The sequence below is a fragment of the Actinomycetospora termitidis genome (assembly GCF_030286555.1).
Taxonomy (GTDB): Bacteria; Actinomycetota; Actinomycetes; order Mycobacteriales; family Pseudonocardiaceae; genus Actinomycetospora; species Actinomycetospora termitidis.
In genome coordinates this window covers 477,985-490,365 of the sequence record NZ_JASVWF010000003.1, presented here as the reverse complement: position 1 = coordinate 490,365, position 12,381 = coordinate 477,985, and the positions used below count along the sequence as shown (strand labels likewise).

Genomic DNA, 12,381 nt, shown 5'->3' with positions numbered 1-12,381 from the left:
GACTAGCTGTCCACCCGCGTCATCGCGAGCACGTCGAGCGCCGTGTCCAGCTGCTCCTGCGTGAGCTTGCCGTCGGCGACGTACCCGTCGGCCTCGATGACCTCGCGGATCGTCTTGCGCTCCTTCATCGCCTTCTTCGCGATCTTCGCGGCCTCCTCGTAGCCGATGAGGCGGTTGAGCGGGGTGACGATGGCCGACGACGACTCGGCGTACCGGCGGCAGGCCTCCTCGTCGGCCTCGGTGCCCTCGAGGACGCGGTCGGCGAGCAGGCGGGCGGCGTTCGCGAGCAGGCGCGCCGACTCCAGGATGTTGCGCGCCATCACCGGCATCATGACGTTGAGCTCGAGGTTGCCCTGGGTGCCGGAGAAGGCGACGGTCGCGTCGTTGCCGATGACCTGGGCGCAGACCATCATCGTGGCCTCGCAGATGACCGGGTTGACCTTGCCCGGCATGATCGAGCTGCCCGGCTGCAGGTCGGGGATGCGGATCTCGGCGAGACCGGCGGCGGGCCCGGAGGACATCCAGCGGACGTCGTTCGCGATCTTGTAGAGGCTGACGGCGACGGTGCGCAGCGCGCCGGAGATCTCGACGAGGCCGTCGCGGGCGCCCTGGGCCTCGATGTGGTCGCGGGCCTCGGTGAGCTCCGGGATACCCGTGGCCTGGCGGAGCTCCTCGACGACCTTGCCGCCGAAGCCCTCCGGGGTGTTGATCCCGGTGCCGACCGCGGTGCCGCCGATCGGCAGCTCGCCGAGCCGGGGGAGGGCGGCGCGGAGCCGCTCGGTGCCGTGGCTGCACTGGGTCGCCCAGCCGCCGGCCTCCTGGCCGAGGGTGATCGGCACGGCGTCCATGAGGTGCGTGCGGCCCGACTTCACCACGTGCTTCCAGTCCTGCGCCTTCCGGTTCAGCACCGCGGCGAGGTGGTCGATCCCGGGGATCGTGTTCCGGACGACGGCCTCGGTGGCCGCGAGGTGGATCGTCGTCGGGAAGACGTCGTTGGAGCTCTGCGAAGCGTTGACGTGGTCGTTCGGATGGACCTTCTGACCGGAGCTGCGCGAGGCCAGCGTCGCGATGACCTCGTTGGCGTTCATGTTCGAGCTGGTGCCCGAGCCGGTCTGGAACACGTCGATCGGGAACTCGCCGTCGTGCGCCCCGGAGGCGACCTCGTCGGCCGCCGCGGCGACGGCGTCGGCGATGCCCTCGTCGAGCACGCCGAGCGACTTGTTGACCCGGGCACACGCGCCCTTGACCAGCCCCAGCGCGCGGATCTGCGCGGGCTCGATCGGACGGCCGGAGATCGGGAAGTTCTCCACCGCGCGCTGGGTCTGCGCCGCGTAGAGCGCCTGGGCGGGGACCTGGACCTCGCCCATCGTGTCGTGCTCGGTCCGGTACTCCTGCGCGCCGTTGCTGCTCATGCCCCGAATCCTCGCCCCTGGCCCCGGCGTGCACGACCGGGGGTCGGTCACACCCAGGGCGTCTCGTCGAGGCCCTCGTCGTCGCCGCCGAGGTCGAAGCTGGAGTACTCGCGCAGCTTCGACAGCCGGTGGTAGCCGTCGATCAGGCGCACGGTGCCGGACTTCGAGCGCATCACCAGCGACTGCGTCGTCGCCCCGCCGGCGCGGTAGTGCACGCCCCGCAGGAGGTCGCCGTCGGTGACCCCGGTGGCGCAGAAGAAGATGTTCTCGCCGGTGACCAGGTCCGTGGTGTGCAGGACCTTCTCCAGGTCGTGCCCGGCGGCCCGCGCCTTCTCGCGCTCCTCGTCGTCCTTGGGCCACAGCCGGCCCTGGAACGAACCACCCAGGCAAGTGATCGCCGAGGCGGCGATGATGCCCTCGGGCGTGCCGCCGATGCCCAGCAGGATGTCCACCCCGCTCTCGTGGCGCGCGGCGGCGATCGCGCCGGCGACGTCACCGTCGGAGATGAAGCGGATCCGGGCCCCGGCGTCGCGGATCTCCTGGACCAGTTGGTCGTGGCGGGGCCGGTCGAGCACGCAGACCGTGACGTCGGGGATGCCGCCGCCCTTGCGCTTCGCGATCGCGCGCAGGTTCTCCTTGACCGAGCGCGTGATGTCGACGACGTCGGCGTACTCCGGCCCGACCGCGAGCTTCTCCATGTAGAACACCGCCGACGGGTCGAACATCGCGCCCCGCTCGGCGACGGCGAGCACGGCGAGCGCGTTCGGCATGCCCTTGGCCATGAGCGTCGTGCCGTCGACCGGGTCGACCGCGACGTCGCACTCGGGCCCCTCGCCGTTCCCGACCTCCTCGCCGTTGAACAGCATCGGCGCCTCGTCCTTCTCGCCCTCCCCGATGACGACGACGCCGCGCATCGTCACCGAGCCGATCAGCTTGCGCATCGCGTCGACGGCCGCACCGTCGCCGCCGTTCTTGTCCCCGCGCCCGACGAAGCGTCCGGCCGCCATCGCGGCCGCCTCCGTCACCCGGACGAGTTCCAGGGCCAGGTTGCGGTCCGGGGCCTCGGGACGACGGCGGGTGGGAGAGGTCACCGGGTGCGCTCCATCTTCGGTCGTGGACGAGAGGACCGTCATCCTCCCAGATCAGGGCACGGTGCGGCGCCGCGTCGGACGCCACTGGAACGATGGAGCCCATGAGCTCGCCCAAGGCCGACCGCACCGGCGGCATCGGACCGTTCGCCGTCGGGACGATCGTGCTGGCGCTCATCGTCCTCGCCCTCACGGGGCTGACCCGCGCGTGCTCGGTGTCGGCGCCCGGTGCGGTCGACCGGGCCTCGGTGCCGCGCATCGACGTCGCGGAGGCCACCCGCTCGGCGTCCGGCTCGCTGCCCTTCCGCGTGCGGGGCCCGGCGATGCCCGCGGACTGGATCCCGCAGTCGACGGACACCCGCGGCGTCCCCGGCGGCGAGGCGTTCCGGCTGGGGTGGCTGACCCCGGACGACGCGTTCGCGCGCCTCGTCCAGTCGAACGGCACGCCGGAGGGGCTGGTCTCGTCCGAGGGCGGCGCGCCACAGGCCGGGGAGCCGGTCAGCGCGGGCGGCCTGACCTGGGCGACCTACCGGGGCGAGCGGAACGAGCCGATCTGGGTGAGTGACGTCGGAGGGGTGCGGTGGCTGGTGACCGGCAACGCCTCGCCCGCCCGCTTCGTGCAGCTGATCACGACGGCGCAGCAGTCACCCTGAGCGCGGCGGCGGGCCCCACCCGGGCTCGTCGCGGGTGACGTACTCGCGCTCCTCCCGGGTCCACCCGGCGGTCGGGTCGGCCGCCGGCGCGGATCGGGGCAGTCCTTCCCGACGGCGGGGCGGGTCGGCCTCGGCGGGCGCGTGGCGCTCGGGAGGCTCGGGCCGCTCCTCGTCGGGCGGGTCGACCCGCCGTCGGGACGGGATGTCGGTCTCGTCCACCGACGCGGCCGCCGCGACGCCCTCGCGGGCCAGGGAGTGCACGCTCTCGCGCATCGCGCGGGTCGAGGCCGCGCGCAGCTCGGCGGAGAAGACCGGGAGCGGGGCGAAGCGGCCGAAGGTGTCGCGGAGGAAGTGGGCGAGCAGGGTCGCCGTCGACCGGGACCGCCACATCGTCCAGCCGACGTAGAGATCACGGCCGTAGGGCTGCACGAGCAGCAGGGCCCGCTCGGCGCGCTGGCGGAACAGCAGGACCGGGACCCCGGCGACGGTGCTCGGCGTGACCTCCGCGGGCGTGCGGCGGGCCCGCGCCGCCCGGGTGACCCAGTCGTAGGCGCCGCGGGCGGCGCCCGCGCGGTTCTCGAGCAGCCGGGAGTACTCCGCGATCGGCTCCTTGGCGGGCGCGAAGAACGCGGCGACCCCGGCCAGGTAGAGCACCACGATCACGGCGAGCAGCACGTTCATCAGCAGCCGCCCGGTGATCGACGGACCCGACGTCGACGCGAGGTAGTCCAGCACCCCCCAGATCGCCAGCAGCACCGTCGGCGCGACCAGGAACGCCAGCGCCCGCATCAGGTGCGGGGAGAGCATCCGCCAGGTGACGACGTCGTCGACCAGGACGTCCGGGTCGCGGTGCCGCCGGGTCTCGTCGTGGTAGCCGTCGTGGGCGTCCGCGATGGCGCGCTCCCAGTCCTGTTCGGGCGGGATGCTCATGGGGCGTCAGTGTGACGGACGGGGCGTGTCCTCGGACTCCGCCTCCCGGAGCACCGCCTCGACCTTCTCCCGCGCACCCGCGAGGTGCCGTTCGCACACCCGGGCCAACGCCTCGCCCCGCTCCCAGAGCGCGAGCGAGTCCTCCAGCGACAGCCCGCCGGCCTCGAGCTTCGCGACGACCTGCGCGAGCTCGTCGCGGGCCTGCTCGTAGCCGGGTTCGTCGTCGGCCATGGTCTCCTCCGCGAGCGTGTGCGATTCCTGACGCCCAGTGTCAGCGATGGGCCGACGCCCTCACTCGGCGGCCTCCAGGCGGGCGGTGACGGCGCCGTCGGCGAGCCGCACCCGCAGGACGTCCCCGGGCCCGACCTCGTCCACACCGCGCAGGACCGGCGAGCCGACCTCCCCGCCCCGCTGCACGATCGCGTAGCCCCGCGCCAGGGTCGCGGCCGGACCGAGAGCGGTGAGCGAGGCCCGCAGGTGCCGGACGTCGGCCTCCCGTTCGCGCACGGTGCGGTCCACGACGCGGCGGGCTCGGCCGGTCAGCGCCACGACCTCGTTCCCGCGCGCGTCGATCCCCCGGAGCGGATCGGCGAGCGCCGGCCGGGCGCGCAGCCGCGCGATCGCCGCGTCCTCGCGCTCGACCCACGCGTGGAGCGCCCGGCGCGCGCGGGTGCGCAGCGCGGAGAGGTGGGCGGTCTCCTCGGCGAGGTCGGGGACGATCCGCTTGGCCGCGTCGGTCGGGGTCGCGGCGCGGACGTCGGCGACGTGGTCGACCAGCGGGGTGTCGGGCTCGTGTCCGATCGCGGTGACGACGGGGGTGCGGCAGCGGGCGATGCCGCGGCACAGGGCCTCGTCGGAGAAGGGCAGCAGGTCCTCGACGCTGCCGCCGCCGCGGGCGATCACGATGACCTCGACGGCGGGATCGCGGTCGAGCACGTCGAGCGCGTCGAGGATCTGCGGGACGGCCTGGACGCCCTGGGTCGCCGTGTTCTCGACCCGGAAGCGCACGGCCGGCCACCGGGTGGTCGCGACGGTGACGACGTCATGCTCGGCCGCGCTCGCCCGACCGGTGATCAGGCCGACGCAGGACGGCAGGCGGGGGAGGCGCCGCTTGCGGGCGGCGTCGAACAGGCCCTCGGCGGCGAGCAGCGCCCGGAGCCGCTCGATGCGGGCGAGCAGCTCGCCGACCCCGACGGCCCGGACCTCGTCGACCCGCAGCGACAGCGTGCCGCGCCCGAAGAAGAACGAGAACTTGCCGTGCACCACCACGCGCTGGCCCTCGGTCAGGGCCGTCTCCCGCACGAGCTGCGCGGGCGCGGTGAGGGAGAGGGAGACGTCGGCGGCCGGGTCGCGCAGCGTCAGGAACGCGGTCCCGGTCCGGGCGGTGAGCTGGGTCAGCTGGCCCTCGACCCACACCGGCCCGAGCCGGTCGATCCACTTCGAGACCTTCAGCGCGACCGTGCGCACCGGCCACGGCGACTCGGCGCTCGTGGCCGGCTCGGGAGGGGCCCCGGTCACTGCTCCGCGGTGAGGGTGGTGATCCGGTTGGTCAGCATCGTGACGAACGGCGGGCGGTCGGCGTGCGCGGACTCCCAGGCGAGCAGCTCGGTGAGCTGGTCGACCGACAGGGTGCGCAGGCGCGCACGTAGCTGCGCGATCGTCATCGTCTCGTAGCCGGGCAGGGCGTCGGGGGTGACGCTCGGGGTGTCCTCGGCCAGGCCGATGGCGGGGCGGTTCGTCCGCGGGCGGGCGTGGCCGTTGGTCGCGGCCTGCTCGAGCGACGCTGGCGCGGTGGACACGTCGTCGTCGAAGCGCGCCCACGACGGGGCGTCCTCGACCGGGCGGGCGCCCTCGAGCGCGGTGTCGCCCTTGATGGCCAGCTCGGTGACGACCTGCTGGGCCCGCATCGACAGCTGCAGCACGGTGCTGACGGCGGTGATCGGCAGGCCGATGACCGTCCGCGGGAGGGCCTGGACCTCCTCGACCGCGGTGACGACCAGTCCGGCGGCGACGCGCACCGGGAAGGGGAGGGAACTCATGGCCCCACCCTGCCAGGCTGCGGCAGTCGTGTGCGAATCGCCACGGGCGCACCCGGTGGTCGCTGGTCACACCGCCGTCCGCCGTGCCCGACGGCGCCGGATCCGTACGCTCGGAGGTATGTCCGTCTCCTCGGCACCCGAGACCGCCACCGCCACCCGCAAGGTGCTGCTGGCCAAGCCCCGCGGCTACTGCGCCGGGGTCGACCGCGCGGTCGTCGCGGTGGAGAAGGCCCTCGAGACCTACGGCCCGCCGGTGTACGTCCGCAAGGAGATCGTCCACAACCGCCACGTCGTCACCACCCTCGCCGCGCGCGGGGCGGTGTTCGTCGAGGACACCGAGCAGGTGCCCGAGGGCGCGACGGTGGTGTTCTCCGCGCACGGCGTCTCGCCCGCGGTGCACGCGGAGGCGGCCGTCCGGGAGCTGAAGACGATCGACGCGACCTGCCCGCTGGTGACGAAGGTGCACCAGGAGGCGAAGCGCTTCGCGCGCGAGGACTACGACATCCTGCTGATCGGCCACGAGGGTCACGAGGAGGTCGAGGGGACCTCCGGCGAGGCCCCGGAGCACATCCAGGTCGTCGACGGCCCGGACGCGGTCGCCGCGGTCGAGGTGCGTGACCCGGAGAAGGTGATCTGGCTGTCCCAGACCACGCTCTCGGTCGACGAGACGATGGCGACGGTGTCGGCCCTGCGGGAGCGGTTCCCGGCGCTGGCCGATCCGCCCTCGGACGACATCTGCTACGCCACCCAGAACCGCCAGGTCGCGGTCAAGGCGATGGCGCCGCAGTGCGACCTGGTCGTCGTGGTGGGCTCGAAGAACTCCTCGAACTCGGTGCGCCTGGTCGAGGTGGCGCTGCAGGCCGGGGCCAAGGACTCGCACCTGGTCGACCACGCCGGGGAGATCGACGAGACCTGGCTCGACGGCGTCGGGACGGTCGGGGTCACCAGCGGCGCGTCCGTGCCCGAGATCCTGGTCGGCGACGTCCTGCACTGGCTCGCCGAGCGCGGCTTCGGCGAGGTCGAGGAGATCACCACCGCCAACGAGAAGCTGACCTTCTCGCTCCCGCGCGAGCTCAAGCGCGACATGCGTCCCGACGCGGTGCGCTGAGGACCTCGCGAGAGTGACGTGACGCAGGTTCGGGCGCCCCGGAACCTGCGTGGTGTGGTTCTCGGCGCCGCGCTCAGCGGGGCGGCCGCTCCGGCGGGCGCTCCCGCACCGGGTGCACCCCCGGGGGACGGCCTCCGCCGCGGCGCTCCTCGCGCAGCCGTTCCTCCCGCATCCGCTCCTCGCGGCTGCGGGCGTCGCGGGCGGGCTCGCGGGCGGGCGGCGGACCCGACTCACGCGCGGGCGGCTGCTCGTCGCGGCCGGCGCCCTTGAGCGGGGACCGGCGGGCCGCGGGCTGCTCGTCCTCGCGGCCGGCGCCCTTGAGCGGGGAGCGGCGCGCGGCGGGCTGCTCGCTCGCCGCCGCGCCGCCGCGGGCCAACCGTTCGCGATCGTCCTCGCGGTCCCGCTCCGCGCGGGCCGGCTCGGGTGGCTCCTTCGGGCGCTTGGCCTGCGTGCGTTCCCGGCGGGCGCGGTCGCGCTCGGCGAGGTCGCGCTCGCGGCGCTCGCGGTCGGCACGGTCGCGTTCGGCCAGGTCGCGGTCGCGCTCGGCCCGCGCCCGCTCCTTCGCCCGGCGGCGCTCCCGCTCCGCCGCCTCCCGCTGCTCCGCGGCGTCCCGACGGTCCGTCGCCTCGCGCCGGTCGGCCGCCTCGCGTCGGTCGGCCGCCTCCCGCCGCTCCCGTTCGCGCGCGGACTCCTCGCGGGGTCGGTCGTCGCGGGGACGGTCCCGGGAGGAGGCGGTACCCGACGGGCCCGAGCGCACCGGATCGCGACGCCCTTCCGCCTCGGGTGACCGCCACCGCTGGACCTTGATGCGGATGAAGCCGATCACCACGCACACCACCGTGGTGATCGCCATCGCCGGGAACCCGTTGATCAGTGGGGCGCCCACGGCCAGCGCGGTGGACACGGTGCCGCCCGAGCTCGGCAACGACCCGGTCGCCGCGATCGCCACCGGCACCGACACGGCCAGCAGCAGCGGCGGCTGGACCATCGGCACGAAGATGTCGCGCCGCTGGACGAGCACCGCCGCGAGCACGCACCCGGCCGGGTAGGCGGCCAGGAAGATCACCGCGAGCGTGCCGGTGCGCAGCACGTCGGCGGCCACCCCACCGGCGGTGAGGACCAGAGCGAGCACCAGCACCGCCCACCAGCGCAGCCCCCGGACCCCGGGGAACGCCGACGCCTCTCCCACCTCGGCAGGACCGGACGACGTCGGTGCGCCGTCCCGCGTGGTGGTCACCCGATCACGGTAGCGGTCGCTCCCGGCGACGCCGGGCCCCCCGCGACGCGTGGCCACCCACGCGAACCGGTGATCCGCCGAACACGGACGAACACCGCAGCGCAGCCGGTCACCCTGTCAGTCGATGCACCTCGCCCTCCTCCGCCCCCTCGGACGCTGGGGAGCCGTCCTCGTCGGTGAGTTCCGGCGCGCCCGGCACCCGGGCTCGCCGGTCGACCTGCTCGACGGCGTCGATCGACCCGCGCGTGACCGAGAGCTCGGTGAACCGCCGGGCCGTCACCAGCACCCGCGACTCCAGCGAGCCCACTGTCTCGTTGTAGGCCCGCACCCCGGCGTCGAGCGACCGCCCGAGCTTGCCGAGGTGCCCGCCGAGCGTGGCGAGCCGCGCGTGCAGCTCCCGGCCGAGCGTGTGGATCTCGGCGGCGTCCCGGGCCAGCGACTCCTGGCGCCACGCGTAGCCCACCGTCCGCAGCAGCGCGATCAGGGTGGTGGGGGTGGCGACGACGACGTCCGCGGAGAACGCGTGCTCGAGCAGCCCCGGGTCGGCCTCGAGCGCCGCCGAGAGGAACACCTCGCCGGGCACGAACATCACCACGAACTCCGGCGTCGGGTCGAAGTTGCGCCAGTACGCCTTCGCCGACAGGGCGTCGACGTGGGTCCGCAGCTGCCGGGCGTGCGCGGCCGCCCGCTCGCGGCGCGCGGCCTCGTCGGGGGCCTCGAGGGACTCCAGGTAGGCCGCGCACGGGACCTTGGCGTCGACCACGACCTGCTTCCCACCCGCCAACCGCACCACCATGTCCGGGCGCTGGGCGGCGCCCTCGACGCCGGCCGTGGACTGCCGTGCGAAGTCACAGTGCTCGACCATCCCGGCCAGGTGCACGACCCGTTCCAGCTGCATCTCGCCCCACCGCCCCCGCACGTGCGGCGTGCGCAGTGCGGTGGCCAGCGCCCGCGTCTCGCCCGCGACGCCCCGCGCCGAGTCGGCCACCGCGCCCACCTGCGCGCGCAGCCCGGCGAACGCGGCCTCCCGCTCGGTCTCCGCGCTGCGCATCTGGCCCTCCAGGCGCTGCAGCGTGGAGGCCACGGGATCGAGCAGCGAGGACACCGCCCGCTCCCGTTCGCGCATGCGGGAGTCGGCCAGCCGCGTGAACTGCTCGGAGTTCGCCGCGAGCGCGTCGGCCGAGAGCGCCGCGAACGACTCGCGGGCCGCCGCGCCCGCCCGCCGCTCGGCCTCCAGCTCCGCGCGCGCCGCGGACGCCGCCGCCCCGGAGCGTCGCGTCGCCTCCGCGATCGCCGCCTCCTGCCGGGCCGCGGCGAACCGCGTCGCCACCAGGGCCCCGCCGAGCGCGCCCAGCAGCAGCCCGAGGAGCAGGCCCACCAGCACGCCGGAGATCGTCATGCCACGCACGGTGGCACAGGGGTCCGACACTCTCGATCACTGCAGCTCACGGCCAGTTCGCCTCCATCTCCAGCAGCTTCGCCTTCACCTCCAGCCCCCACCGGAACCCGCCCAGCGACCCGTCGCCCCGCCGCACGCGGTGGTCCGGCACGAAGAGCCCGATCGCGTTCGTCTGGCAGGCCTGCCCGGCGCCGCGGGGAGCGAGGGGACGACCGGCGAGCGTCGCGAGCTCCGTGTACGAGACCGGCGAGCCCGCCGGGATGTCCCGCATCCGCGCCCACAGCTCCTGCATGAAGACCCCGCCGTGCTGCCGGACCGGCACCGAGGCCACGGCCGAGGGGTCGCCGGACAACCAGGCCAGCACGGCCTTCGTCACCTCCCCGAGGTCGTCGCGCTCGACGATCTCGGCGGGCGCCAGCGAGGCGTGGATCAGCGGCAGGAGCCGGAGTTCGGGGTCGGGCGTCCAGCCGGCGGCGAGGACGACGCCGTCGCCGTCCACGACCGTGGTGAACGGGCCGAACGGGGTGTCGAGGGTGGATCGTGAGCCGATCACGGGAGTCTCCGCATCCGTCGTCGGGAAAGGCCTTCACCCACTTCGACGCACGCCCGCCCGCTCCGGATCCACGTTTCCCTAGACTGGGATCCCGTGAGCTTGACCCTCGGCATCGTCGGCCTCCCCAACGTGGGCAAATCGACGATGTTCAACGCCCTGACCCGCAACGACGTCCTCGCCGCGAACTACCCGTTCGCCACGATCGAGCCGAACGTCGGTGTCGTCCCGCTGCGCGATCCGCGCCTGGACCGGCTCGCCGAGATGTTCTCCTCGGAGAAGGTCGTGCCCGCGACGGTCAGCTTCGTGGACATCGCGGGCATCGTCGCGGGCGCCTCGGAGGGGGCGGGCCTGGGCAACAAGTTCCTCGCGAACATCCGCGAGGCGGACGCGATCTGCCAGGTCGTGCGGGTGTTCACCGACGACGACGTCGTGCACGTCGACGGGCGGGTCGACGCCGCGGCCGACATCGAGACGATCGCGACGGAGCTGGTCCTCGCCGACCTGCAGACCGTCGAGAAGGCGGTGCCGCGGCTCGAGAAGGAGTCGCGGATGCAGAAGGACCGGCGGGCGGTGCTCGAGGAGGTCCAGCAGGCCGCGACGGTGCTCAACGAGGGCCGCACGCTCTTCTCCGCCGGGATGAACTCGCCGGCGCTGCGCGAGCTGAACCTCCTCACGGTCAAGCCGTTCCTCTACGTCTTCAACGCCGACGAGGGCGTTCTCACCGACGACGCGCGCCGCAAGGAGCTGGCCGAGCTCGTCGCGCCGGCCGAGGCGGTCTTCCTGGATGCCAAGGTCGAGCAGGAGCTCCTCGAGATCGACGACGAGTCGGCGGCCGAGCTGTTGGAGTCGATCGGGCAGACCGAGCCCGGCCTCGACGCGCTCGCCCGCGCGGGCTTCCGCACGCTGGGCCTGCAGACCTACCTGACGGCGGGTCCGAAGGAGTCGCGCGCCTGGACGATCCCGATCGGCGCCACCGCGCCCGAGGCCGCCGGGGTCATCCACACCGACTTCCAGAAGGGCTTCATCAAGGCCGAGATCGTCTCCTACGACGACCTCGTGACCGCCGGCTCCATGAACGCCGCCAAGACCGCCGGCAAAGTGCGCATGGAGGGCAAGGACTACGTCATGCAGGACGGCGACGTGGTGGAGTTCCGCTTCAACGTCTGAACCCTTCCCCGACCCGAGCCTGGCATCATGTACTGCATCAGATGACGTGGATCGGGATGCGGAGAGCGTATGCGCACCACAGTGACGCTCGATGACGATCTCGTTGCCCACGCGACCGAGCTGACCGGGATCGCAGAGCGCTCCGCACTCCTGCGTGCAGGCCTGGAGACCCTCGTACGCATCGAGAGTGCCCGTCGGCTCGCTGCTCTCGGGGGCTCGGATCCGGCTACGACGGCGGCGCCGCGGCGGCGCGGTGGGGTCGCCTGATCCTGGTCGACACGTCGGTGTGGATCGATCACCTGCAGCGGACCGAACCCCTGCCCTCCGACGGCTGCTCGATTTCCGCTTCATCGACCTGGTGGTGGCTGTGGCGCGTCATCCGCCGCGCCTCCAGCTCCCGCCAGGTACTCCTCGATCGCTCGGCGCGACGCGATGGTGCACTGGCTCTCGGCCGGACAGACATGTGCGGGGGCAGGTACAGATCTTGGGTCGAAGGGCAGCAGACCGTGAGCGCGGAGTACGAGGGCGAGGCCACCGCTGTCGCGGACACGGGCGAAGGCCCGGTCGGCGGTGGAAGGCAGGCCATCGAGTTCGACGCTCGATCGGGCTTCCCGACGATACGTATCGGTCGCCGAACCGCGTCCGACGAGGTCGTGGAGGCCTTGGACGAGGACTGACGGCTGGAACTGTTCGGGCTCGGACCGGCAGTACCCGGCATCGTTCGTTGGAATGACGCCATGACGTCGCGGGGTGGCCTCCCGAGCGGGAACTCCGCGTACTCGAGCCGACCTGAAC

Annotated in this window: 14 protein-coding genes; 5 read left to right on the top strand and 9 right to left on the bottom strand. The window is 73.7% G+C overall.

Features of this window, described 5'->3' with window-relative positions; translation table 11 throughout:
* Positions 1–2 precede the first annotated feature (2 nt).
* Together QRT03_RS15800 and glpX are read right to left on the bottom strand one after the other, a co-directional pair.
* Positions 3–1,412: a class II fumarate hydratase gene (locus tag QRT03_RS15800; protein ID WP_286053859.1), complete on the bottom strand. Its 1,410-nt coding sequence runs from the start codon at positions 1,410–1,412 to the stop codon at positions 3–5.
* Positions 1,413–1,459: 47 nt separating this feature from the next.
* A complete protein-coding gene (glpX, locus tag QRT03_RS15795) occupies positions 1,460–2,545 on the bottom strand; it encodes a class II fructose-bisphosphatase (protein ID WP_286053858.1) in 1,086 nt (361 codons plus the stop codon).
* Between the two features lie 59 nt (positions 2,546–2,604).
* Between glpX and QRT03_RS15790 the strand changes: the two genes are divergently transcribed.
* Entirely contained in the window at positions 2,605–3,153 is a 549-nt protein-coding gene (locus QRT03_RS15790) for a DUF4245 domain-containing protein (protein WP_286053857.1), read from the top strand.
* Here the strand turns inward: QRT03_RS15790 and QRT03_RS15785 are convergent.
* From QRT03_RS15785 to QRT03_RS15770, 4 genes are read right to left on the bottom strand one after another with little or no spacing between them, the layout of a single operon-like run.
* Entirely contained in the window at positions 3,145–4,083 is a 939-nt protein-coding gene (locus QRT03_RS15785; protein WP_286053856.1) for a hypothetical protein, read from the bottom strand. The two genes, QRT03_RS15790 and QRT03_RS15785, sit on opposite strands and share 9 nt — an antisense overlap.
* Positions 4,084–4,089: 6 nt before the next feature.
* Positions 4,090–4,314 (bottom strand): exodeoxyribonuclease VII small subunit, encoded by a 225-nt coding sequence (locus QRT03_RS15780; protein ID WP_286053855.1) that lies wholly within the window; start codon positions 4,312–4,314, stop codon positions 4,090–4,092.
* 60 nt (positions 4,315–4,374) lie between these two features.
* The gene (xseA, locus tag QRT03_RS15775) at positions 4,375–5,601 is read right to left on the bottom strand and encodes an exodeoxyribonuclease VII large subunit (RefSeq protein WP_286053854.1); all 1,227 of its coding nucleotides are present in this window, start codon (positions 5,599–5,601) and stop codon (positions 4,375–4,377) included.
* Positions 5,598–6,122 carry a lipid droplet-associated protein gene (locus tag QRT03_RS15770; RefSeq protein ID WP_286053853.1) on the bottom strand — a complete coding sequence of 175 codons (525 nt, stop codon included), beginning with the start codon at positions 6,120–6,122 and terminating at the stop codon, positions 5,598–5,600. Before QRT03_RS15770 ends, xseA begins: the two co-directional genes overlap by 4 nt.
* Before the next feature lie 118 nt (positions 6,123–6,240).
* On the opposite strand from QRT03_RS15770, the gene QRT03_RS15765 reads away from it, so the two are divergent.
* The gene (locus tag QRT03_RS15765; RefSeq protein ID WP_286053852.1) at positions 6,241–7,230 is read left to right on the top strand and encodes a 4-hydroxy-3-methylbut-2-enyl diphosphate reductase; all 990 of its coding nucleotides are present in this window, start codon (positions 6,241–6,243) and stop codon (positions 7,228–7,230) included.
* 73 nt (positions 7,231–7,303) lie between these two features.
* Here QRT03_RS15765 and QRT03_RS15760 read toward each other — a convergent pair whose 3' ends face one another.
* The 3 genes from QRT03_RS15760 to QRT03_RS15750 form a co-directional block, all read right to left on the bottom strand.
* Positions 7,304–8,467 (bottom strand): DUF6542 domain-containing protein, encoded by a 1,164-nt coding sequence (locus QRT03_RS15760; protein WP_286053851.1) that lies wholly within the window; start codon positions 8,465–8,467, stop codon positions 7,304–7,306.
* Between the two features lie 109 nt (positions 8,468–8,576).
* Positions 8,577–9,866, bottom strand: a complete 1,290-nt coding sequence (locus tag QRT03_RS15755; protein WP_286053850.1) for a DNA recombination protein RmuC — start codon at positions 9,864–9,866, stop codon at positions 8,577–8,579.
* Positions 9,867–9,912: 46 nt separating this feature from the next.
* On the bottom strand, positions 9,913–10,419 hold the full coding sequence (locus QRT03_RS15750) for a methylated-DNA--[protein]-cysteine S-methyltransferase (RefSeq protein WP_286053849.1): 507 nt from the start codon (positions 10,417–10,419) through the stop codon (positions 9,913–9,915).
* Positions 10,420–10,512: 93 nt separating this feature from the next.
* On the opposite strand from QRT03_RS15750, the gene ychF reads away from it, so the two are divergent.
* From ychF to QRT03_RS15735, 3 genes are all read left to right on the top strand, one after another.
* Positions 10,513–11,586, top strand: coding sequence for a redox-regulated ATPase YchF (gene ychF, locus QRT03_RS15745; RefSeq protein ID WP_286053848.1), 1,074 nt, complete (start codon positions 10,513–10,515; stop codon positions 11,584–11,586).
* A gap of 69 nt (positions 11,587–11,655) precedes the next feature.
* Positions 11,656–11,853 carry a type II toxin-antitoxin system VapB family antitoxin gene (locus QRT03_RS15740; protein WP_286053847.1) on the top strand — a complete coding sequence of 66 codons (198 nt, stop codon included), beginning with the start codon at positions 11,656–11,658 and terminating at the stop codon, positions 11,851–11,853.
* Positions 11,854–12,092: 239 nt separating this feature from the next.
* Entirely contained in the window at positions 12,093–12,263 is a 171-nt protein-coding gene (locus QRT03_RS15735) for a hypothetical protein (RefSeq protein WP_286053846.1), read from the top strand.
* The last annotated feature ends 118 nt before the right edge of the window (positions 12,264–12,381 follow it).